The sequence below is a fragment of the Rugosimonospora africana genome, from assembly GCF_016862975.1.
GTDB classification, from domain to species: Bacteria; Actinomycetota; Actinomycetes; order Mycobacteriales; family Micromonosporaceae; genus Rugosimonospora; species Rugosimonospora africana.
In genome coordinates this window covers 16276-38969 of record NZ_BONZ01000084.1, presented here as the reverse complement: position 1 = coordinate 38969, position 22694 = coordinate 16276, and the positions used below count along the sequence as shown (strand labels likewise).

The following is a 22694-nucleotide window of genomic DNA, read 5'->3' as shown; positions in this document are numbered from 1 at the left end:
CGTACCTCCGGTCCGTTGACTAGGTTCCGGTGATACAGACTCGGACCGGACCCCGAACGCATCGGTCCCGGCGCCAGAGGTTTGCCGGCAGGCTCTGGGGTTCCTTCCGCGGACTGGTGGCGTTGGCACGAGGAATTGCGGGTTAAGGTTCTGTGGTGTCGATGCACCCGGAGTCGCCGCCCCTGCAGGCGCACTACCCGGACCCACGGGGGTCAGACATGGCCGCCGCGAGGATCCTGCCGGTGCTGCACAGCAGGTTCAGCCCGCAGCGATTCGACCCCGATCACCACTTGTCCGACGCGGACGTGACGACGTTGCTTGAGGCGGCCCGATGGGCGCCGTCGGCCGGTAACTCCCAACCCTGGGCGTTTCACTTCCGTCGGCGCGGCGACACAGGGCATGCCGAACTGGTTGACTACCTCGCTGCGAGCTCACGCCGATGGGCCCCGCAGGCCAGCGCGTTGGTCGTGAACCTCGCCCATCGGGAAGTGGACGACAGCGGCATGCCATACTCCGAGTTCGCCGACTACGACCTGGGCCAGGCGGTCGCGCACATGACTGTGCAGGCCCACGCAATGGGCCTGGCGTGCCGCCAGTTCCGCGCCTTCGACCTCGACGCCCTCCACGACAGCCTGCACGTGGCACCCGGCTGGCGCATCCTCACCATGACCGCTATCGGAATGGCGGCTGAGCACGACAATCCCATTCCACGACACCGCCGCAGCATCATCGACCTCACCACCGCCGGAGTCACACCAACGGACGAGCACGCTCGCGAGCTTCGGCCTACCGAGATGCCGGGGCGATCGTCCGGGTGAGATGGACTATCGGCTGACCGGTCGGGAGGTACGTGGTGCGACCGGTCGGCCGGAAGCCGGCACGCCGGTACAGGCGCTGGGCACGGTGGTTGGCCTGTCCGGTCCAGAGTTGGAGCACCAGGTGACCGTGTCGGGCGGCGTGTTCGGCGATGGTATCGAGCAACCGCTCACCGATGCGCCTGCCCCAGTGGTCGGGGTGCACGAACACCATGGAAATGTGGCAGAGGTAGGGCAGCGGCGCGCCCACCCCGTCCTCATCGCGTCCCGGTTCGGCCAGTGCCATGCCGACGACCTCACCCGCCTGTACGGCGACGAGCGGCAGAGCGCCGGTCTCGGTGAGTTTCGTACGCACCCGAGTGCGCCGCTTCTCGTCGGGCACCTTGCCCCGCGCGGTATTCGCCAGTTGCCACACGCTTACCGCCGCGTCCAGGTCGACCGACCCCGACAGCAGGCGAGTGCGTACCGCATCGTCAGGAGTCGGTGTGCCCATCACCGTCGTAGTCACCCGGGCGCTCTCAGGGCAGTCGCAACTTCAGGTCGAGGAACGTCGCCAGCGCCTCGATCTCCTCGTGGATCGCGGAGTCCATCGCCTTGGTGAACGGCACGTCCCGGTGGATGGCGTCGACCCGCAGCACCCCGGCCGGCCGGTCCGAAGTGGCGTCGAGCTTGCCGACCAGCCGGTCGCCGTAGAGGATCGGCATTGCCCAATAGCCCCAACGCCGCCTCGCCGCCGGCTTGTACATCTCCAGCTGGTAGTCGAACTCGAAGATTTCCTCCATCCGCTTGCGGTCATAGACCAGGCGGTCGATCGGGGACAGCAGGGCCGCGCGGCCGGAGAACGGCTGGTCCAGCGCGGAAGGATCGACCCGCCAGGTCCCCCGTACCCCCTCGATCGCAGCTGGCTCGCCCACCTCGCCGACGTCCCGCGGTTCGATGGGAGATCCCGTAGCGCGGGCACGGGCGATGCCCAGCGACCGCAGCCGCCGCTCCGCGCGGATCCGCCTCGCCTCCGCCGCGGGAACCACGGTGTCGTCGGGGAACACCCGTTCGGCCAGATCCCAGAGCCGGTCCCGGCCCGCCTGCCGCCCCGCCACGGCCACCTCGCCACGCGCCTCCATGAACTCCAGCAGGCGCAGCACGTTGCGGTTGTTGGTCCAGCCGCTGGATTTCCAGGGCACCTCGCAGGTGTCCGGGATCTCCCGTGCCGGCAGCGGGCCGTCGGTGCGCAGCAGGTTGAGAATGTCCAGCCGGCAGCCCTTGTTGGCGGCAACCCAGTCCCGGTACGCCGCGCGCCAGCCGCCGGCCTCGCCGCCCTTGTCCCAGTCGGCCATGTCTGCCCGGTACAACGCCAGATCCTCGGCCGGCCGGATCAGGCCATTCACCTCCAGCAGCGCCCCGTCGCCCAGCGCCGATTCCAGATCCTCGGGAGAGAACGACGAGCCGAGCCGGCTCCAGGCCACCAGCTCCGCGCTGGGCGCGACGGCCGGCGTCAGATCCACCTGCAGCAGGGTCAACTGCCGCACCAGTTCCAGCAGATCGCCCGGCCGGTCCCGGTGCAGCCACTGGGCCCGTACCGCGATGCGGCGCGCCTGCTCACGAGTCAGCCGGTGGGTGGTCATCGGCCGAGACTACCTGCGGTGTCGCGGGGCGGCAGCTACCGCACAGGTGAGACGCGGGGGGTCGACGACGTACAGGTGACCCGGCTGTCCTGAAGCTCAGAGCCTGCTGGCAAACCTCTGGCCGGGTTTGCCAGTAGGCTCTCAGGTCAGCCGGTGGTGACCGGCAGCGTGGCGTACCCGCGCAGCACCAGGCGGTCACGCCGGGTGGCCGGGCCGGCCAGGCTCAACCGGGGCAGCATGGTCAGCAGGAGCGGGAACGCGATCTGCGCCTCCAGCCGGGCCAGTGGCGCGCCGAGGCAGTAGTGGGCGCCGCCGCCGAAGGAGACCGGCTGGATGTTCGCGCGGTCCGGGTCGAACCGGTGCGGGTCGCGGTAGCGTGCCGGGTCCCGGTTCGCCGAACCGAGCAGCATCGTCAGCGGCGCGCCGCCGGGGACCTCCAGCCCGTCGCCGAGGTCCAGCGGTCCGCTGGTGAACCGGCTGGCCAACTGCGCCGGGGAGTCGTACCGCAGAATCTCCTCGACGAACGCCGGCGCCAGCTGCGGGTCCGCGCGCAACCGGTCCGCCTGCTCCGGATGCTCCAGCAGGATGTGAATTCCGGTGCCGAGCAGGTTGGTGGTCGTCTCGAAGCCGGCGACCAGCAGCAGCACCAGGTTGGCCAGCAACTCCTCGCCGGTCAGTCCGGCACCGGCCGTGTCGTCGTGCACGGCGACCAGCGCGCTGGTCAGATCCTCCTGCGGGGCACGCCGGCGCGCCTCGATCAGGTCGACGAAGTATGCCTCCATGTCGCGACCGGCCAGGTCGGCCAGCCGCATCTCCTCGTCCGTGCTGATCGGCTCCAGGACCACGGTCAGGTCGGCGGCCCGCTGCCGGAACCACGGCCGGTCCGCCTCGGGCACTCCGAGCAAGGCGCAGATCACGCCGATCGGCAGCGGGTAGGCGAACGCGTCGACGAAGTCGGCGCTGGCCGGCATCGCCTCGATCAGCTCCTCGGCCTGCGCCGCGATGACATCGCGCATCGCGGCGACCCGGCGGGCGGTGAACGTGGCCGCGGCCGCTCGGCGTACCCGGGTGTGGTCGGGTGGGTTGGTCTGCAGCATGGACAACACGATCGAGGCCACCCCGCGGTTGTCCCGCCAGTCCGGCCAGAAGCCGTCGTAGTCGGCGGCGTCCGCGAGGCGCAGGCTCGGGTCGCGCAGCAGGCGGCTGATCAACGCGTGGGTGGTGACGAACCAGCGGCCGTCGAGTGCCTGGAACAACGGCGAGTGCGCCCGGAGGACGTCGTAGGCCGGGTACGGGTCCAGTCGTCCTTCCGGCTGAATCAGCGACGCCAGCGCGGTCTGGTAATCCATCCTGGTACCTCTCGGGTCGGCGGTCCGGTGCCCCTGAATCATGCCCCGCACCGCAGCGGCCGGACCCGCCGACGGTGGGTCCGGCCGATCGACACGGCTCGCGCGCCGCCGTGGTTCAGCGATGAGACAGTTGTACGCGCAGCAGCCGGGCGGCGTGCGGTGCCAGCGTCGCGCCGAATCCGTCCCTCATCGCGCCGAGATCGGTGTGGCTCCACAGGTCCCGGACACTGGCCGCGCGCCCGGCCGTGATGCCGAGATCGCTCCAGTTCGCGGTGACCGTGGCTGCCGTCGCGTCGAGGTTGAACAACGCGACCGTGTAGCTGCCGTGGCCGTTGTCGGAGAACCACACCTGTTGCGGGGTGGCCTGGGAGACCGGCCGAGCGGGGCGGCCGGACTGGTCGACCGCGATGACCTCGCGGTTGGTGAGCAGAGACAGGTCGTACGGGTCGAGCTTGGTCAGGTCGGTGCCGAGCAGCAGCGGCGAGGACTGCAGCGACCACAGGGTCATCACGCTGACCCGCTCGTCGGGGGTGAGCCCGTCGACGTCGCCGTTGCCGATCTCCACCGAGTCCATGTCGTTCCAGTGGCCCGGGCCGGCGAACGGTACCCACTTCGGTGCGTCGGTCCAGCGCTTGACGACGCGCTGTTTCCAGTTCGTGAGGAATCCGGGGCAGCTGCTGTAGCACTCGACGTCGCCCTCGATGCGCCAGCCGTTGGCGTAGGAGGCCCAGACCGACGCGTCGTCGAACGACAGCGAGTTGGACAGCTCCAGGTGGATCCTCCGGTGGGTGCGGTCCAGTGCGGCGCGCCACTGCTGGATGTCCCCGGTGTTGTCGGCCGGGTTGTTGCCACCGCCGGGGCCGATGAAGTCCATCTTGATGTAGTCCACGCCCCACGAGGCGAGCAGGTCCGCGTACGACTGGATGTACTGGGCCGCTCCGGGCTTGGTGTAGTCGATGCGCCACGAGTCGCCCAGGGTGTTGCCCAGCGTGGTGGTGTCGGCGATGTCGGCCGCGTGGTACGGGGTGCCGTAGATCGGCAGGTTGGCGTCGACCGCCGCCTTCGGGATGCCCGGTACCAGGTAGATGCCGAACTTCAGGCCCAGCGAGTGCACGTACCTCGCCACCGGCGCGATGCCGTGGGGGAACTTGGTGGCGTCCCAGGCGTCGCGGCCGTACCCGTCGAGATGGTCCGACCAGCCGGCGTCCACGTTGACGTACTGGTAGCCGTACCGCTGGAGTTGGCGGTGCATGACGTCTGCCTGTGCCTCGATGGCCGCCTCGCTGATGTTGCCGCGCAGGGAGCTCCAGCTGCTCCAGCCCATCGGTGGACGGGCCGCGACGATCGGGTGCGGCGCCCGGCCGGCCTGTGCCGGCTGCGCCGCGACCGCGGTGAGCGTCACGCAGAGCGCCGCCAGTGCGGCGACGGACGTGAGCCTGCGTCTCATGGTCGCGTTACCTCCCCAGTCTCTTGACCGTCAGTCACTTGACCGTTTCGGATGCGTGGACGGGCCGCCTTCGGGCACCGGCTCACGGCCCGATCGGCGGACACCTATCCCAGACATCGGAGTTATGGCGACCATCGCACTGTACGAACCAGGATGTCAACGGCTAACCGCTTCGAGACATCGGACCTCAAGCGCGGTGCACGGCATGGTCCGGCTGTCCCGGCGCCTCTGTCAGGAGCGGGTACTGGCTCGCGTGACGACAGACCACGCCGCAGCCGGCGGGACCGGTTCGTGGCCGAGGGCCGCGTGCGCGCAGGCCGCGCCCTGCTCCCGCAGAGACTGCGCGACCGTGGTGAGTCCGAGCTGGGTTGCCACGGCCGCGTCGTCCCAGCCGGTCACGGCTACGTCCGAGGGAACCGTACGACCGGCGGCGCGCGCCGCCCGGATCGCCCCCGCCGCCTGTTCGTCGCTCATCGCCGCGATGGCGTCGGGCGCGTGGGTGCCGGACAGCAGGGCCGCGGTGGCCTGCTCGGCCTCGGCCGCGTCGTTGTGCGCGCACACCGCGACGACCACGTCGCTCCACGGGATGCCGATGTCCTCGGCCGCCTGCCGGTATCCCTCCAGCCGCTGCCGGGTGACCGGGAACGTGGCACCGGCGATGTCCGGGCCGCGGGTGATGGTGCTGATCCGGTCCCGGGAAAGCGGGAAACTCACGACGGCCGGACGCCCGGCGCCCGCGAACGCCGCAGTCCCCACCGCGCGTGCCGCCGCCCGGTTGTCGATGCTCACGAGCCCCAACCCGGCGACCTCCGGTCCGCCGTGCACGACGGCCGGCCGCCGCACCGCCCGTACCGCGCCCAGGACCGGGTCGTCGTCCGAGGTGGTCCAGACGATGAACCCGTCTACCGCGGCAGACTGTATCCGCGAGACATCGTCGTCGGCACCCGTGATCGGCAAGATGGTCATGCCGTAGCCGCTCTCGGCGCAGACATCGGCGATCCCGGCGAGGAAGGACGCCGCCTGCGGGTCTTCGAACGCGTAGCTGAGATGCTCGCCCATCACGACACCGAGCGTGCGGGTGCTACCGCGACGCAGCGACCGGGCACTGGGGTCGGGTCCGGCATACCCCAGCGCAGCCGCCGCGGCGAGCACCTTGGCCCGGGACTGCTCCGACACCCGGCTCGGGCGGTTGTAGGTGTACGAGGCGGTCATCACCGACACGCCCGCCCGCTGCGCCACCTGGGCGAGAGTCACCCGCTTCGCGTCGGCAGCCGAGTCCATGGCGTCCAGCATAGTTGTCTGTGTATCGTTACACGGCATGACGAAGACCAATGGTCACGCGCCTCGCGAATTGATCGTCTCGGCTTTTGTGGCTTTTGCTTCATTCGGAGCGTTCTGGGGAGTGTGGGGCGCGTCTGTGCCACGAGTGCAGGCGCAGGCCGGCGTCAGCGACGGACAGCTCGGGCTCGCCCTGTTGTTCGTCGGCGCGGGCGCGCTTCCCGCGATGCTCCTGGTGGGCAGGGCGCTGGACCGCTGGGGGCTGAAGGTGGCCGCCGGCGTGATCAGCGCACTCGGCGTCGTGGGCGCCGGACTGGCGCTGACCGCGGTCGATCTGGCCACCCTGTGCGTCGGGCTCGCGCTCGTCGGCGCCACCAGCGGTGCGGCCGACGTGGCGATGAACGCGGTGGCCGGGCGGGCGGAGGAGTTGGCCCGGCGACCGGTGATCACCCGGGCTCACGGCACCTTCTCGAGTTTCGTCGTCCTCGGCAGCCTCGCCACCGGGCTGGCCTCGTCCGCGTCGCTTCCGCTGACCGTCCCGTTCCTCGCCGCCGCGGCCCTCTCCGTCATCGCCGGAGCGGCGATGCTCGGGACGCTGCCCGCCGGCGTCGCCGGCACCAGCCCCGGCCACGCGGCGTCAGCCCGGCCGTCATCGCCGGCCCAGCTGAGAATGGTCCCGCTCGTGCTCATCGGGACGCTCGGTGCGCTCGCCTTCGCCAGCGAGAACGCCCACCAGAGCTGGAGCGCGGTCTTCGCCCACGACCAACTCCACGCTGGCGCGGGGCTGACCGCTGTGGCGCCGGCCGTCTTCGCGGCCACCGTCGCGATCACCCGGTTCGCCGCCGGAGGGCTCGGGGCCGCGCACGTGCAGACCGTTCTGCTCGCCGGCGCGCTGGCCGCCGGGGCGGGCGCGGTCATCATCGCGGTCTCGCCCACGCTGCTCGTCGCCGCCGTGGGGCTGACCGTAGCCGCCGCCGGCACCGCAGTGCTGTTCCCCACCCTGGTCGGGGTCGTCTCCCGCAACGTCGACGAATCCCGCCGGGGCCGGGCGACGGCGGTCGTCACGACCGTGTCCTACCTCGGGTTCCTGTTGGGCCCCGTGTACGTCGGCCTGTGCGCGGACGCCTTCGGGCTGCGCGGGGCCATGTTCGCCGTCGCCGCGCTCGCGGTGGCGCTGTTCGTACTGGCCCCGGCGTTGTTGCGGCTCAGCGGTTTCCACCACCGCGCCGACCGCGACGGCGCCGGCCGCGACCATGCCGGCCGGGACGACACGGCTTCCGGGGTCGACGTCGGCCGGCGGACGGCCGAACGGCGGACCGCCGGCCCCAGCGGCGGAGAAGTCGCCGCTGGGGCGGGGCATGGCGGTGCCACGGGCCGCTGAACGCGGCCGAGCGCCTACGGCTTCTTCGGGTCCACGCCGAACCCGTTGCACTGCCGGCCGCCGTTGATGCAGTACGACACCAGGTACGCCTGGCGGGCCGGGTCCCAGCCGTTCATGAAGTCGTAGTGGAACGTGTAGCTGGGCCCGGAGGAGTACGCGAGTCCGCCGGTGTCGCCGTTGCGCAACGGGTACGGCAGCTTGATCTCCAGCATGGGCAGCGGCACCGGATGGTCGACCGGGCAGCTGCCGTTCACCGGCCACGCCATGTGCGACTTGTGGTCGGTGCTGTCCAGGTGTACCCCGTCCCAGCAGCTCGGCGCGGTCAGCCGGACCTGGAGGCTGGACCCGGCGGGACAGGACGCCGGGATGTCGCTGCCGCGGTAGCCGGTGCACTGCCAGTTGCCCTCGAAGTGGGCGACGTCCGGGGTGTGCGCGTCGCCGACGAGCAGCTTGAAGCCGGCCGGGAACGGCTTGACCGTACGGTAGTCGGTCACCCCCGACTTGTAGTAGACGGTCGGCTGGTCCGGCTGCAGCGGCACGCCGCGCTGCAGCAGGGTCGGGAACCAGTAACCCGACGCGTCCAGCGAATCCTGGCATGAGGTGGCTCCGCCCACCAGGGACTGCGGCGTCGAGTTCGCGTTCGTGGTCGGGCTGCCGACGAACGAGTGGTTGTGTGAGGCCCCGGGGAGGCCGGGGAACACGATGGGGTCGTCGCTCAACGTGTGGTTGACCGTGCAATCGGCGTGCATCTCGTGGTACGGCACCCGCGGCGGGTCGTCGGCCGCGACCGCCGGGCCGGCGACGGCGACCCCGCCGGCGAGCGCGATCAGCACCCCGGCGATGGTGAGGTACCGGCTGCGTGGCCTGAATCTGGGCATGGTGGATCGGATGGTCATGTCGACTCCCTGGCATTGAATCGAACATCGACGATGGTTGATTCGGGAGGCTAGCAGCGACGCGATCCGACCGACAATCGCTTGCCATCGTTTGCCACCGGGGATCGTGGTCCACAGTGGACGCGAGAGATCCAACTTGGCAAATTATTTGGCAAGCAATTGCCGGGCGCCACCGAACCGCCCTACTGTCCTGTCACCTGCCGGCCCCGATCCGCTCCCGGGGCTCAATATCCCTTGCGCCGTCGGCGCCGCGGCGCTTCATCCGCCCAGCGTGGCGATGGCGCGCGCCACAACGACACGCCACACCGACCCGAAGGAGATGCGGTGCAACCCTCATCCGACAGCACCGGCGTGCACCGCCGGCGCGGACGTCCGATCGTCGCCGTGGTGGCCGTCGCCGCGGCGCTCGTGGTCTGGGCGCTGGTCGTCGTTACCCGGCCGGCGAGCGCCGCTTCGGCCTGCGGTACCGCCAATGTCGCCGCCGGCCGACCCGCGACCGCGTCGTCGATCGAGTCCAGCCGGCTGTCGCCGGATAAGGCCGTCGACGGCGACGGCACGACGCGCTGGGGCAGCACTCAGGGTGTCGATCCACAGTGGATCCAGATCGACCTGGGAGCCAGTACCGACATCTGCCAGGTCGTCCTCACCTGGCAGACCTCGTACGCGAAGGCGTTTGACATCGAGGTGTCGGCGGACGGCCAGAGCGGTTGGACTTCCCTCTACTCCACGGCGGCCGGAACCGGTGGCGCCCAGACGATCCCGGTCAGCGGCACCGGCCGGTTCATCCGGATGTACGGGACCGTGCGGGCGACCCGCTACGGCTACTCCCTCTACGAGTTCGCCGTGTACGGCGGGCAGGGCACCGGCCCGTCGCCGAGCACCAGCCCCTCGCGTACCAGCCCGTCGCCGAGTACCGGCCCGACCGGACCGGCACTGCCCGGCGGCGGCGATCTCGGCAGCAACGTCATCGTGTTCGATCCCGGCCAGTCGTCGTCGACCATCCAGGCCAAGCTGGACCAGGTCTTCACCCAGCAGGAGAAGAACCAGTTCGGCACCGAGCGGTACCAGTTTCTGTTCAAGCCGGGCTCCTACAGCGGCCTGAACGCGCAGCTCGGCTTCTACACCTCGATCAGCGGTCTCGGCCAGAACCCGCAGGACGTGCAGATCCACGGAGACATCACCGTCGACGCGGGCTGGATGCAGGGTAACGCCACCCAGAACTTCTGGCGCTCGGCCGAGAACCTGTCCATCTACCCGGTGTCCGGAGTGGACCGGTGGGCGGTGGCGCAGGCCGCGCCGTTCCGGCGGATCGACGTGCACGGCGGCATGACGCTCGCGTCGCCGAACTGCGGCTGGGCCTCCGGCGGCTTCATCGCCGACAGCCGGGTCAGCGGGCAGGTCAGCTCGTGCTCCCAACAGCAGTGGGTCACCCGGGACAGCACCATCGGCAGCTGGAAGGGCTCCCTGTGGAACATGGTGTTCTCTGGCGTGAAGGGTGCGCCGGCACAGAGTTTCCCGAACCCGCCGTACACCACGTTGAGCACGTCCCCGGTGACCCAGGAGAAGCCGTACCTGTACGCCGACGCCAGCGGGTACCGGGTGTTCGTGCCGTCGCCGCGTACCAACTCCAGCGGCGCCACCTGGACCAGCGGCAACACGCCGGGCACCTCGCTGTCGCTCAACCAGTTCTACGTCGCGAAGCCCGGCGTCACCGCCGCGACGCTGAACCAGGCGGTGACCCAGGGGCTGAATCTGCTGTTCACCCCCGGCGTGTACCACCTCAACCAGACCGTCAGCATCAACCGCGCCAACACCGTCGTGCTCGGACTCGGCTACGCCACCATCGTGGCCGACAACGGTGCCCTGCCCATGCAGGTCGGCGACGTCGACGGCGTCAAAATCGCCGGCCTGCTGTTCGACGCCGGCACCGTGAACTCCCCCGCCCTGCTGCAGGTCGGGCCGGCCGGCGCCGGCGGCAACCACTCCGGTGCCCCGAACCTCATCTCCGACGTCTTCCTGCGCGTCGGCGGCGCGGGAGCGGCCAAGGCCACCAACGCCCTCGTGGTGAACAACAACAGCACGATCATCGACCACATCTGGTCGTGGCGGGCCGACCACGGCAGCGGTGCGGGCTGGACCTCCAACCCCTCCGACACGGGCCTGATCGTCAACGGCCAGAACGTGACCGCCTACGGGCTGTTCGTGGAGCACTTCCAGAAGTACAACGTGGTCTGGAACGGCAACGGCGGAAAGACGATCTTCTTCCAGAACGAGCTGCCATACGACCCGCCCAGCGCCGCCCAGTGGTCGCACGACGGCATCACGGGGTACGCCGCGTACAAGGTCGCCGGCACGGTCACCTCCCACGAAGCCTGGGGTCTGGGCAGCTACTGCGTCTTCACCGCAGATCCGAGCATCGCCGCGTACCACTCCTTCGAGGTCCCGGTGAACGCGGGCGTCAAGTTCCACGACGTTCTCACGGTGTCCCTCGGCAAGGGCTCCATCACCCACGTCATCAACGACACCGGCGATGCCGCCCTGCCGAGCAACGTCACCCCGCACAATGTCGTCAGCTACCCCTGAGGCTGCCGTGCGGACCTGGCGCCGGCTCGGGCACGGGCCGGCGCCCGGGCGCATTCTGGCCGCGGTCGTCGCGGTGGCGGTCGTCCTGGGTGCGGCGGATTGCGCCAAACCGCTGTCCGCCACGCCCCGGTCCGCCACGCGCTCGTCCGCCACGCTCCCGCCAGGCGCGCGCTCGTCCGCCACGCGCCCGTCCGGCGTGTCGGCCGCGTTCGACGCCACCGACCGGGCCTGGATCGAGATCACCATAGCGATGGACGAACAGGTACGGCCGCTGCTCGACCTGGTGCCCGGGCGCTACGCGGATCGGACCGTGCCGGCGCTCGCCGGCCAGGTACGCGCCATCATCGACACCGAACTGCCCACCCTGCGCCTGCTGCACGACCAGGCCGACTTGCCCGCACAGAACCCGCACGCGGGCATGCTGATGCCCGGCCTGGTCACCGCGGACCAGGTGGCCCGGGCCGCCACGCTGCGCGGCGCCGAGTTCGACGCGTTCGCGGTCGCGACCCTACGGGAGTACCTGGCGCACGGCGCGGATCTCGCGAGGAGTGAGACGAAGAACGGCCAGGAGTCCCGGACCAAGGCGCTGGCCACGACCGCCATCGGCACGCGTACCCACGCCGTATCCGGCCTGTCGCCGCCACCCTGACCGATCAGGCCGGGCCGGTGGATTCGCGGACGGTCAGGTGGGTGGGCAGCAGGACGGCCCGCCGGGCCGCCGGCGCCCGCGGATCGCCGAGCCGGCCGAGCAGAAGCGACACCGCGGCCCGGCCGGCCTGCTCGGCCGGGCCGCTCAACGTGGTGAGCGGCGGGTGGCAGAAGTCGGCCCCGAAGATGTCGTCGCAGCCGACCACGCTGAGCCGGCCCGGCACCGCCACGCCGCGCTCGGCCAGCCGGGTCAGCAGGCCGATGGCGAGCAGGTCGTTGAAGACCACGCAGGCGGTTGCCCCGCTGTTGAGCACCGCGTCCGCGGCCGCCGTGCCGGAGCTGCGCCCGCGGGCGAACGGTCCGACCCGCCGGAACTCCAGGCCGTGCTTGGCGGCGGCCTTGCGCATCGCGTGCCAGCGCGCCTGGTTGGACCAGGACGTCTCCGGCCCGGACACGTAGACGATGTCCCGGTGGCCGAGCGAGACGAGGTGCTCGACCGCCTGGGCGATCCCGTCGGGTGAGTCGATGACGACGCTCGGCAGCCCGCGGACATTGCGGTTGATGGTGACCAGGGGGATCTCGCCGGCCAGCCGGATGAGGGCGCGCTCCGACAGCCGCGAGGAGGCCAGGATCGCGCCGTCGAGCGAACGCCGCATCTTGCGCAGCATGTCGCCCTCCAGGTCGGGCGAGTCCTCAGTGTCGATGAGCACCTCGGCGAGGCCGGCCGCCTTCGACATCTGCTGTGTGCCACGGATGATCCCAAAATAGAACGGGTTCGTGACATCGGAGACCAGCAGCGCGATGGTGCCGGTGCGCCCCGAGGACAGCGCCTGCGCCTGGGAGTTGGGCACGTAGTTGAGTTCCCGGGCGATGGCCCGGATGCGTTCCCGGGTGGCCGGGTTGCCTCGGCCCGGCTCGCTGAGGGCGCGCGAGACCGTGGACGGCGCGACGCCCGCGCGCGCGGCGACATCGTTGATCGTCACTGGGCGCGGCGCGGTCATTTCGCCAGGCAACCACGCCGGGCCTGGTTTTGGCAATTGATGGCAAACGATTGTCGTGTCCCCTCCCACTCGGTACCGTCCGCACAACCGCTATCGATGCCGATCCGAACACCCCAGGAGCAAGGCATGCGTGTAACGCGAACTCTCGCCGGCCTCGGCACGGCGTTGTTATTGGCCGGGATCGCCGCCTGCGGCGGGAGCAGCAATGGTGGCGGCGACGCCACCAACGGCGCCGGCAAGACGATCAACGTGCTGATCGGGGTAAACAACATCTACCCGGACCAGCAGCGCAAGTGGTTCACCGACGTCTCGGACGCGTTCAAGAAGGACACCGGGGCGACGGTCCACTTCGACACGTTCGCGTCGGCCAACGACGAGCTGACCAAGATCCAGACCTCGGTGCTGTCCGGCCAGGGTCCGGACATCTACGCGCTGGGCACCACGTTCACTCCGACCGCGTACGCGACGAAGGCGTTCGTCGAACTGACCGCCGACGACTGGAACGCGATCGGCGGCCGGGACCGGTTCGTGCCGGCCACCCTCGGTATCTCCGGCCCCGACAAGAGTCACGAGGTCGGCATCCCGTTCGCCAGCCGGCCGTTCGTCATGGCCTACAACAAGGACATGCTCGCCGCGGCCGGGATCGACAAACCGGCCGACAGCTGGGACGGCCTGCTCGAGCAGGCCAAGAAGCTGACCGGCGGCGGCAAATACGGGCTGGCCATCGGCTACGCCGACAGCTTCGACCCGTGGAAGTTCATCTGGGCGATGAGCGTGCAGGCGGGCAACCCACTGGTCAAGGACAAGAAGGCGGCGCTGAGCGACCCGAGCACCGTCAAGGCGTACCAGACGTATCTCGGCTGGCTCGCCACTGACAAGGTGGTCGATCCGGCTTCGGTCGGCTGGAAGAACGCGCAGGCCGTGGCCGCGTTCGGCCAGGGCAAGGCGGCGTTCCTGCCGATGGTGTCGGCCAGTTCCAAGGTCACCCTGGACAAGTCGTCGGTCGCCGGCAAGTACGACTACGTGACGATGCCGACGATCCCGCCAGGGATGACCTCGCTCGGCCCGGGCGGTGTCGCCGCGACGAGCATCCTGTCCGGCGACAACCTGGTCGTCGCCAAGTACACGAAGAACAAGGCGCTCGTCCTCCGGCTGATCAAATACCTGACCAGCGCCGAGCAGCAGGACTCGTACTACAAGACGTTCGGTGAGCTGCCGACCAACGCGGAGGAGGCGAAGAAGCTGCAGTCCGATCCGGCGCTGTCGGCGATCGTCGAGTCGGCGTCGAAATCGGTGGGCACCCCGTTCAACGGGGCCTGGAGCCAGATCCAGCTCGCGCTGGTCGACGTCGTGGTGCAGTCGATACCCAGCATCTCGAAGGGCCAGCTGAACGAGGCGGCTCTGAACGGCCTGGTGCAGAAGGCGCAGAGCACCGCCCAGAGTGCGCTCGACAAGGCGAAATGACCGGCACCGAGGTGGTCCGCCGGTCGGAGCAGACCGACCGGCGGGCACCGGACAAGCCATCGCGGCGCTCGATCACTCAGCGCCAGCGTCCACTGTGGATGCTGGCGCCGGGTGGCGTCCTCGTCCTCGTCGTGATCGTCATCCCGCTGCTGCTCGCCCTGTGGATCTCCCTGCTGGACCTCGACCAGTACTCGATCCGGGAGTGGATCCACGCGCCGTTCCTCGGGGTCAAGAACTACGTCGAGGCGGTCACCGACTCCGACCTGTTGCACTCGGTGTGGCTCAGTGTCTTCTACGCGGTGCTCGTGACCGTGGTGACCACGCCGATCGGCATCGTCGCGGCGCTCGCCACCCAGCAGGCATTCCGCGGCCGGGGGCTGATCCGGTCGGTGTTCCTCATCCCGTACGTGCTGCCGGCCTTCGTGGTCGGCACGATCTGGCGGATCATCCTGCAGCCCGACGGCGTGGCCAACCGGACGCTCGGGCACGTGGGCATCCATCCCGGACTCTGGCTCAACGGACCGAAGAGCTTCTGGACCCTGGTACTCATCCAGATCTGGGCGTCCTGGCCGCTGATCTACCTGCTCGCGCTGTCCGGGCTGCAGGCGGTCGACCCGCAGGTGCACGAGGCGGCCGCCCTCGACGGCGCCGACTGGTGGAGCAAGCTGTGGCACATCATCGGCCCGTACCTGCGGGGGCCGGTCGCTCTGGCGATGGTCATCGCGTTCCTGCACAACGTCAACAACTTCACCCTGCCGTTCGTCCTGTTCGGCGTGCCCGCTCCGGATGACGTGGAGGTGCTGCCGGTGCTCACCTACGTCGAGAGCTTCCAGAACTTCCGGTTCGGACTCAGCGCCGCGATGGCGGTCTGTTCGCTCGTCCTGGTGGCCATCCCGATCATCGTGTACCTGCGAGCCGTGCGCCTGGACACCGCGGACGACCCGGACACCCGGAGGCGGGAGGCATGAGCGGGCGCCAACGAGGATCCGGCATGAGCAACGAAGTCAATCGGCTGCTCCCCCGGCCGCTGCAGGTCGCAGTCCTGGTGCTGCTGTTGGCGTTCGTGGGCGGGCCGGTGCTCTACATGGTGCTCGCCTCGATCAACTCCGACCTCGGGGTCGCCGCCGGCGAATTCTGGCCTCGCCAGCTGGACCCGGCCAACTACGTCCGGATCTGGTCAACCGTCGACCTGGGCAAGGGCCTGGTCAACAGCATCGTCGTGGCCGGCGCGACGGCCCTCGCGTGCGGGCTCGCGTCCGTCTCCACCGCGTACGTGCTCGTCCGGCACGCGTTCCTCGGCCGGCTGACGATCCTGCGCGGCCTGCTGGCGCTGCAGAGCATCCCCGGCACGCTCATGCTGCTGCCGGTGTTCGTCCTGTTCGCGAGCCTGGCCAACATCCTCGAGATCACCGTGATCGGTACCCGCTGGGCGCTGTTCATCACGTACCTGACGTTCGCGTTGCCGTTCTCGACCTGGATCATGGTCACCTACCTGCGCGGGCTGCCGCGGGAGCTGGACGAGGCGGCCCGCGTCGACGGTGCCTCGTCGTGGCGGATCCTCACCCGGGTCGTCGTGCCGCTGAGCTGGCCCGGGTTGGTCGTGGCGTGCATCTTCGCGTTCCTGCTCGGCTGGAACGACGTGCTGTTCGCCTCGGTGCTGACCAACCCGGACACGCGTACCGCCGCGGTGTCTCTCCAGGTCTTCGGCACCTCGCAGGAGGGCGGGGCCATCCCCCTGTACGGGCAGCTCATGGCCGCCGCGCTCGTCTGCGCCGTACCGGTGGTGGCCCTGTATCTCGCCTTCCAGCGCTATCTGGTGGGCGGACTGACCGCGGGAGGAGTCAAGTGACGGCGGGTACCGGAACGTGGGCCCTGTCCGGGTTCGGCGATGAGATCGACGCCGACCCGGTGGTCCAGCTCAGCGTGCTGCAGGCTCTGGGAGCCCGGCACATCGAGGTGCGCAGCGCCTGGAACACCAACGTCGTCGAGCTGTCCGACGAGCAACTCGACACGCTCGCCGCCCTGGTCGCCGGGCGGCAGATGGCCGTGTCCGCGGTCGCGTCGCCGATCGGCAAGGTCGACGCGTTCGGCGACCCGGAGACCGAGCTGTCCCGCTTCCGCCGGGCGGTGCGGGCCGCTCAGCGGCTGGGCAGCCGGTACATCCGGCTCTTCTCCTTCTACCGACCACCCGGCACCGCCCCCGCCGACATCCGTGACACCGTGCTGCGGCAGTTGCGCGACTACGCGACGGTCGCCGAGCGGGAGCACCTGGTCCTGCTGCACGAGAACGAGAAGGAGATCTACGGCGACATCCCCGACCGGGTCCTGGACCTCATCGAGGCGGTCGGCTCACCGGCTCTGCGGGTGGCCTGGGACAACGCGAACTTCGTGCAGGTCGGCGTCCGGCCGTTCACCGACGGATACTCCGCACTCCGCCCGTACCTCGAATACCTGCAGGTCAAGGACGCGCTGGCGGCGGACGGGACAGTGGTGCCGGCCGGCGAGGGCGACGGGGAGTTGCTGGCCACGGTCACCGCGCTGCGCGACGACGGGTACGCCGGATTCGCCTCGCTCGAACCGCACCTGGCCGTGGCCGGCGCGCTCGGGGGCTTCTCCGGGCCGGCCGAATTCGGCCGGGCCGCCCGCGCGTTCGCCAAACTCACCGACGCCATTGGAGTACGCCTCGCATGATCCAAACTGTCATCGTCGGGTCGGGCATCATCGGCCGCAACCACGCCGCCGCGATCCGCCGGCACCCGGGCCTGCGGGTCGCCGCGCTCGTCGACACCGTGGCCGAGGCCAACGCCGCGCTGGCCGCCGAGTTCCCGGACGACCCGCCCGGCTGCTACCCCACGCTGGAGCAGGCCCTGGCCGACCGGCCGATCGACCTGGTCGCCGTCTGCGCGCCGACCGGGTTGCACGTCGACCTGGTCGAGCAGGCACTGGCCGCCGGCCGCCACGTGGTCGTGGAGAAGCCGCTCGACGTGACCCTCAAGCGGGCCCGCCACCTGTCCGACGTGGTCCGGGACGCGGAGGCCCGCGGACTGGTGGCGAGCGTGATCAGCCAGCATCGCTTCGACCCGGCCAGCGTCGTGGTCGCCGAGGCGATCGCCGGCGGCGCGCTCGGCCGGCTCACCTCGGCGGTCGCGTCGGTGCCGTGGTGGCGCACGCAGGAGTACTACGACGCGGCCGGGTGGCGCGGCACCTGGCGGTTCGACGGCGGCGTGATGATGAACCAGGCGGTGCACACGGTGGATCTGCTCGCCTGGTTCATGGGGGCACCGGTCGAGGTGTTCGCCCAGTCCGCGCGGCTCGCCCACGAAGGCATCGAGACCGAGGACGTCGCCGTCGCCACGCTGCGCTTCCCGTCCGGCGCCCTGGCGGTGCTGCACGCGACCACGGCCGGCTTCCCCGGCTTGGGCGTCCGCCTCCAGGTGCAGGGCACGCGCGGGTCGGCCGTCATCCACGCGGACCAGCTGGAATACCTGGCCACCGACGGCGCGGCCGAAGACCGAACCCCTTCCGTGGTAGCGGCGGCAGACCGCTTCGGGGCCGGCAAACCCGACGACTCCTTCGTGGTGGGGCACCTGCGCCAGTACGACGACATCGCCCGCGCCATCGAGAAGGGCGGCCGCCCGTCGGTACGCGTCGATGACGGGATCACCGCCCTGGCGACGGTGCTCGCCGTGTACGCGTCGGCGGCTCTGCACCGCCCGGTGGCCCTCGACGAGGTGCTGCGCGGGGACCACGACGACGTCGACTTCGGGAGCGCGCTGTGAGATTTTCCGTGTTTACCGCGTCCACACCCGACTGGACTCCGGCCGAGACGGTCGCGCGGCTGGCCGCGGCCGGCGCCGACGGGGTCGAGTGGCGGGTCACCGACCAGGTCGACGACGGCACGGTCGGCTTCTGGGCCGGCAACCGGGCCACCTGGCCGCTGACCGGGCTCGAAGAGCGGCTGCCGGAGATGGCTCGGCTGGTCCGCGACGCGGGGTTGGCGTGCTCGGCGATCGGCGGGTACGCGCGGTGCTACCAGCACGAGGACGTCGACCGGCTGCTGGCGGCCACGGCGGCGCTCGGCGCCGAACGGGTACGCGTGATGGTGCCCGCCCTCAACGGCTCGAGCTACCCGGCGCTGTTCGAGGAAGCGCGCAAGGACTACGCGTGGGTCGCCGAGCGGGCCGCCCACCACGGGGTCAAGGCGCTGGTCGAGTTGCACCACCAGACGATCTGCGCGTCGGCCTCGGCTGCGCTGCGGCTGCTCGACGGCCTCGACCCGGCCCACGTCGGTGTCATCCACGACGCCGGCAATCTGCTCATCGAGGGCCAGGAGGAGTACCGCTCGGCGTTCGCGATGCTCGGACCGTATCTGGCGCACGTACACGTGAAGAACGTGGCCTGGCGCCAGACCGGTCGGCGCGAAGACGGCTCGGCGGTCTGGTCGGCCGAATGGGCGCCCCTGCGCGACGGGCTCGCCGACCTCGGGGAGTATTTCGGCGCGCTGCGGGAGCACGGCTACGACGGCTGGGTCACGCTGGAGGACTTCTCGACCGCGCTGCCGCTGGAGGAGCGTACCCGCGACAACCTGGCCTACGTCCGCGCGCTGGCCGGCTAGGCTTCGTCCTCTCTCACCGACCCAGCAACAGGAGACACCGTGACCCACCCGGTCGCGGTGTCTCCGTCAGGCGAGGGCGCGGTCGCGGACGCGGTCGTCCGCGGCCGTGCGGGCGGCCCGGACGAAGGCCGCCACCTGTCGCGAACGGCTGCCCTCCGGCCACGCCACGACCAGCATCGCGGGCGGGGCGTCGCGCACCGGCCGGTACGTCACTCCGCGGTGCGGCCGGTCCAGCGCCGTCTCACCGACCAGCGCCACCGCCCGTCCCAGCGCGACCAGTTGCATCAGTTCGCCGGCGTCGCGTACCACCGGCCCCGGGCCGAGCTCGGCTGCCTCAGGCCACTGCGGCATCGTCTCGCCGGCCAGGTCGGCCAGGCACACGCTGTCCCGGGCCGCCAGCGGGTGCCCCTCGGCCAGGGCCACCACCCGCCGCTCCACGCCGAGCGGCTCGCTCGCCAGGCCCCGCAGGTCGTTCTGCGGATGGTGCAGCAGTCCCACATCGGCTCGCCCGCTGCGCAGCATCGCCGCCCGCTCACCCAACGAGAACGCGAACTGCACCGGCACCGTGTCCGGCTGCGACTCGTACGCGGCCAGGATCCGCGGCAGCAGGCCCCCGTCGCCGCCGGGCTTCATCGCGAGCACCAGCGACCGCTGCGGCGATCCGGCGCGCCTCGTCCGGCGTACCGCCGCCGACACCGCGTCCAGCGCCACGCGCGCCTCGCCGAGCAGCACCTCCCCCGCGGCGGTGAGCCGGGTGCCGCGGCTCGTGCGCTCCAACAGTACGACCCCCATCCGGTGCTCCAGCCGCCGGATCGCCCGCGACAGCGGCGGCTGGGCGATGCCGAGCCGGGCCGCGGCCCGGCCGAAGTGCAGATCCTCGGCGACCGCAACGAAGTACCGCAGCTCCCGGGTCTCGATGTCGTCCATACCTCAACGGTATCGACTCCCACCCGATCGATCTTGGACGCGATGCCGCCGCGGTGCTCCGATGGAGTCATGTCAACAACGAAAATCGCCCTGGTGACCGGGGCCAACCGGGGTATCGGCGCGGCGATCGCCGAGGGGCTCGCCGAGCGCGGAATGACCGTGATCGTCGGCGCGCGCGACGCCCGCTCCAGCGAGCGGGTGGCGGGACGGTTCGGCGGCCGTGCGGTGCCGCTCGACGTGACCGACGACACGTCGGTGCGCGACGCCGTCGCTTCGGTGCGGCAGTGGTACGGGCGGGTCGACGTGCTCGTCAACAACGCCGGTATCTCCGGCGGTGCGACGGGTCAGGCCCCCGGCGAGGTGGATCTGGCGGTCGTGCGTGGGGTGTTCGAGACGAACCTGTTCGGCGTCGTACGGGTCACCGAGGCGTTCCTGCCGCTGTTGCGCGAGGCGGTCGGTGCCCGGATCGTCAACGTCTCCAGTGGTACCAGCTCGCTGGCCTGGCAGTCCGATCCGGGCCGCTCGTTCGCCTCGTCCCGGATCAGTGTCGCCTACCCGGCGTCGAAGGCCGCGCTGAACATGCTCACCGTGCTCTACGCCAAGGCGTTGGCCGCGGACGGGATCGCGGTCAACGCCGTGGCGCCCGGTGCCTGTGGCACGGACTTCGCCACGGCGTTGGGACTGTCGCTGGAGCGCACCGCGGAGCAGGGCGCCGGGATCGCCGTACACCTGGCGACCGTGCCGGACAGCCCGACCGGCGCGTTCCTTCAGGACGACGGGCCGGTCCCCTGGTGAGCGGCGGCACCGCCACCCTCCGCGCGGTCACCGGGGCTCAACGCTCGGCCGAATCCGGCTTGGCCTGGGCTGTGGCTACGGCTCCGCCTTCGGCTTGGGCGTCGACTCCGGCTCCGGCTCCGCCTTCGGCTTGGGGGTCGGCGGCTTCGGCTTCGGTCTCGCGCCGTAGCGCAGTCCATCGATGAGCAGGGCGACCATGGGATCGTCGCCGGCGGCGTCGGCGCCGGCCGGCGAGTGCAGGCGGGAGATCGCGTGCAGTAGTTCCAGGGGATCGACGTCGTCGCGGACCTCCCCGGCGGCGGCCGCGGCGGCGAGCAGCGATCCGAGGGCGGGCTCGAACCGCTGCTGGAAGTAGGCGGGCAGCGGTTCGAAGGCCGGGTTGCCGGAGTGCAGGGCCGCGGCGAGCCCGCGCTTGGTCCCGACGAACTCGGTGAACCGGCGCAGCCAGCGGGTGAGGGCTTCATCGGGCTCGTAGGCGGCGGCCAGGGTCGCGGCGGTGTCGGCGCAGGCGTCGACCTCATGCCGGAAGACGGCGGTGATCAGATCTGAGCGCTCCGGGAAGTGGCGGTAGAAGGTGGCGAGTCCCACCCCGGCCCTGGTGGTGATCTCGCGTACCGGGGCGTCCACCCCCGAGGCGGCGAAGACCTCCCGGGCCGCGTCGATCAGCGCGTCGATGTTGCGCTGCGCATCGGCGCGTACGCGTCGCGCCCGTTCGGGTGTGGCCGCGCTCACTCCGACCCTCCTGTTGCATAAGTGAGAAGGTGTTCCGTATCGTAGTTAAGTGATAAGCCGTTCCGCTTATCGAGCATACGCCGCCGGAGGAGAACCATGCACTACCGCACGCTGGGCCGCACAGGCATCCAGGTCAGCCCCTACTGCCTGGGCGCGATGATGTTCGGGGCCATCGGCAACCCCGATCACGACGAATCGATCCGCATCATCCACAAGGCCCTGGACGCCGGCATCAACTTCATCGACACCGCCGACCTGTACTCCCGCGGCGAGTCCGAGGAGATAGTCGGCAAGGCGCTCAAGGGCCGCCGGGACAACGTCGTGCTCGCCACGAAGGTGCACGGCGCCATGGGCGACGACCCCAATCAGCGCGGCATCTCCCGGCGGTGGATCCTCACCGAGGTGGAGAACTCGCTGCGCCGGCTGCAGACCGACTACATCGACCTGTACCAGATCCACCGACCGGACCCGACCGTGGACATCGAGGAGACGCTGTCGGCCCTGACCGACCTGGTCCGCAGCGGCAAGGTCCGGGCGATCGGCTCGTCGGCCATGCCCGCGTCGGACATGGTCGAGGCGCAATGGGTGTCCGAGCGACGTGGCCTGGAGCGGTTCCGGACCGAGCAGCCCGCCTACTCGATCCTCGATCGCGGCATCGAGCGCGAGGTCCTGCCCGTCGCTCAGCGCTACGGCATGGGAACGCTCGTGTGGAGCCCGCTCGCCCAGGGCATGCTCACCGGGCGCATCCGCAAGGGCGGGCAGACCGACCTGCGCCGCGCCACCATGTTCAGGCATATCAGTGACGAGCGCCGCCTCGACGCCGTCGAACAGATCATCCCGCTCGCCGAGAAGGCCGGCCTGCCGATGACCCACCTGGCGATGGCCTTCGCGATCGCCCACCCCGGCGTGACCTCGGCGATCATCGGACCGCGCACGATGGAGCACCTGGACGACCTGCTCGCTGGCGTCGACGTCCGTCTGTCCGACGAAATCCTCGACCGCATCGACGAGATCGTCCCGCCCGGCACCGACGCCAGCGCACTGGACATGGCCTACCAGCCGCCCGCGATCCAGCACGCGAGCCTGCGCCGCCGGCCCGTCGAGGAACGCGCCGCCGCCTGAGGAACCCGGCCGCCGTCGC

The 22694-nt window shown here is 70.6% G+C and carries 21 protein-coding genes; 12 read left to right on the top strand and 9 right to left on the bottom strand.

The annotated features are described in order from the left end of the window. The first annotated feature begins 161 nt into the window (after positions 1–161). A complete protein-coding gene (locus tag Raf01_RS39170; RefSeq protein ID WP_239134317.1) occupies positions 162–818 on the top strand; it encodes a nitroreductase family protein in 657 nt (218 codons plus the stop codon). Here the strand turns inward: Raf01_RS39170 and Raf01_RS39165 are convergent. The 5 genes from Raf01_RS39165 to Raf01_RS39145 all read right to left on the bottom strand — a co-directional run bounded on the left by Raf01_RS39165 (position 787) and on the right by Raf01_RS39145 (position 6514). Next, the gene (locus Raf01_RS39165; protein ID WP_203923171.1) at positions 787–1323 is read right to left on the bottom strand and encodes a GNAT family N-acetyltransferase; all 537 of its coding nucleotides are present in this window, start codon (positions 1321–1323) and stop codon (positions 787–789) included. The genes Raf01_RS39170 and Raf01_RS39165 overlap by 32 nt on opposite strands. A gap of 10 nt (positions 1324–1333) precedes the next feature. Continuing rightward, entirely contained in the window at positions 1334–2437 is a 1104-nt protein-coding gene (locus Raf01_RS39160; RefSeq protein ID WP_203923170.1) for a DNA glycosylase AlkZ-like family protein, read from the bottom strand. A gap of 146 nt (positions 2438–2583) precedes the next feature. Next, positions 2584–3786 carry a cytochrome P450 gene (locus Raf01_RS39155; RefSeq protein ID WP_203923169.1) on the bottom strand — a complete coding sequence of 401 codons (1203 nt, stop codon included), beginning with the start codon at positions 3784–3786 and terminating at the stop codon, positions 2584–2586. A gap of 115 nt (positions 3787–3901) precedes the next feature. Then, on the bottom strand, positions 3902–5233 hold the full coding sequence (locus tag Raf01_RS39150; RefSeq protein WP_203923168.1) for a glycoside hydrolase family 27 protein: 1332 nt from the start codon (positions 5231–5233) through the stop codon (positions 3902–3904). Positions 5234–5464: 231 nt separating this feature from the next. Next, positions 5465–6514 carry a LacI family DNA-binding transcriptional regulator gene (locus Raf01_RS39145; protein ID WP_203923167.1) on the bottom strand — a complete coding sequence of 350 codons (1050 nt, stop codon included), beginning with the start codon at positions 6512–6514 and terminating at the stop codon, positions 5465–5467. On the opposite strand from Raf01_RS39145, the gene Raf01_RS39140 reads away from it, so the two are divergent. Continuing rightward, positions 6513–7892 carry an MFS transporter gene (locus Raf01_RS39140; protein WP_308442692.1) on the top strand — a complete coding sequence of 460 codons (1380 nt, stop codon included), beginning with the start codon at positions 6513–6515 and terminating at the stop codon, positions 7890–7892. The genes Raf01_RS39145 and Raf01_RS39140 overlap by 2 nt on opposite strands. Before the next feature lie 14 nt (positions 7893–7906). On the opposite strand, the gene Raf01_RS39135 is transcribed toward Raf01_RS39140, so the two are convergent. After that, positions 7907–8788 (bottom strand): DUF1996 domain-containing protein, encoded by an 882-nt coding sequence (locus tag Raf01_RS39135; protein ID WP_203923165.1) that lies wholly within the window; start codon positions 8786–8788, stop codon positions 7907–7909. 324 nt (positions 8789–9112) lie between these two features. Here Raf01_RS39135 and Raf01_RS39130 point away from each other — a divergent pair, with 324 nt between their 5' ends. Then, positions 9113–11371: a discoidin domain-containing protein gene (locus Raf01_RS39130; protein ID WP_239134312.1), complete on the top strand. Its 2259-nt coding sequence runs from the start codon at positions 9113–9115 to the stop codon at positions 11369–11371. Between the two features lie 7 nt (positions 11372–11378). After that, positions 11379–12020 carry a DUF305 domain-containing protein gene (locus Raf01_RS39125; RefSeq protein WP_203923164.1) on the top strand — a complete coding sequence of 214 codons (642 nt, stop codon included), beginning with the start codon at positions 11379–11381 and terminating at the stop codon, positions 12018–12020. Positions 12021–12024: 4 nt separating this feature from the next. Here Raf01_RS39125 and Raf01_RS39120 read toward each other — a convergent pair whose 3' ends face one another. Then, positions 12025–13020, bottom strand: a complete 996-nt coding sequence (locus Raf01_RS39120) for a LacI family DNA-binding transcriptional regulator (RefSeq protein WP_203923163.1) — start codon at positions 13018–13020, stop codon at positions 12025–12027. 126 nt (positions 13021–13146) lie between these two features. Between Raf01_RS39120 and Raf01_RS39115 the strand changes: the two genes are divergently transcribed. From Raf01_RS39115 to Raf01_RS39090, 6 genes are read left to right on the top strand one after another with little or no spacing between them, the layout of a single operon-like run. Then, complete coding sequence (locus Raf01_RS39115; RefSeq protein ID WP_203923162.1) at positions 13147–14484, top strand: ABC transporter substrate-binding protein; 1338 nt, start codon at positions 13147–13149, stop codon at positions 14482–14484. Then, entirely contained in the window at positions 14481–15452 is a 972-nt protein-coding gene (locus Raf01_RS39110) for a carbohydrate ABC transporter permease (RefSeq protein WP_203923161.1), read from the top strand. Before Raf01_RS39115 ends, Raf01_RS39110 begins: the two co-directional genes overlap by 4 nt. A gap of 23 nt (positions 15453–15475) precedes the next feature. Continuing rightward, positions 15476–16333: a carbohydrate ABC transporter permease gene (locus tag Raf01_RS39105; protein ID WP_203923160.1), complete on the top strand. Its 858-nt coding sequence runs from the start codon at positions 15476–15478 to the stop codon at positions 16331–16333. Then, the gene (locus Raf01_RS39100) at positions 16330–17175 is read left to right on the top strand and encodes a sugar phosphate isomerase/epimerase family protein (protein WP_203923159.1); all 846 of its coding nucleotides are present in this window, start codon (positions 16330–16332) and stop codon (positions 17173–17175) included. The genes Raf01_RS39105 and Raf01_RS39100 overlap by 4 nt, the downstream gene beginning before the upstream one ends. Further along, the gene (locus Raf01_RS39095; RefSeq protein WP_203923158.1) at positions 17172–18263 is read left to right on the top strand and encodes a Gfo/Idh/MocA family protein; all 1092 of its coding nucleotides are present in this window, start codon (positions 17172–17174) and stop codon (positions 18261–18263) included. Before Raf01_RS39100 ends, Raf01_RS39095 begins: the two co-directional genes overlap by 4 nt. Beyond that, on the top strand, positions 18260–19099 hold the full coding sequence (locus Raf01_RS39090; protein WP_203923157.1) for a sugar phosphate isomerase/epimerase family protein: 840 nt from the start codon (positions 18260–18262) through the stop codon (positions 19097–19099). The genes Raf01_RS39095 and Raf01_RS39090 overlap by 4 nt, the downstream gene beginning before the upstream one ends. 66 nt (positions 19100–19165) lie before the next feature. On the opposite strand, the gene Raf01_RS39085 is transcribed toward Raf01_RS39090, so the two are convergent. Continuing rightward, positions 19166–20026, bottom strand: coding sequence for a LysR family transcriptional regulator (locus Raf01_RS39085; protein ID WP_203923156.1), 861 nt, complete (start codon positions 20024–20026; stop codon positions 19166–19168). A gap of 69 nt (positions 20027–20095) precedes the next feature. Here Raf01_RS39085 and Raf01_RS39080 point away from each other — a divergent pair, with 69 nt between their 5' ends. After that, on the top strand, positions 20096–20821 hold the full coding sequence (locus Raf01_RS39080) for an SDR family NAD(P)-dependent oxidoreductase (protein ID WP_203923155.1): 726 nt from the start codon (positions 20096–20098) through the stop codon (positions 20819–20821). A gap of 75 nt (positions 20822–20896) precedes the next feature. Here Raf01_RS39080 and Raf01_RS39075 read toward each other — a convergent pair whose 3' ends face one another. Next, positions 20897–21553 (bottom strand): TetR/AcrR family transcriptional regulator, encoded by a 657-nt coding sequence (locus Raf01_RS39075; RefSeq protein WP_203923154.1) that lies wholly within the window; start codon positions 21551–21553, stop codon positions 20897–20899. A 96-nt stretch (positions 21554–21649) separates the two neighbouring features. Between Raf01_RS39075 and Raf01_RS39070 the strand changes: the two genes are divergently transcribed. Next, complete coding sequence (locus tag Raf01_RS39070) at positions 21650–22675, top strand: aldo/keto reductase (RefSeq protein WP_203923153.1); 1026 nt, start codon at positions 21650–21652, stop codon at positions 22673–22675. Positions 22676–22694 lie beyond the last annotated feature (19 nt).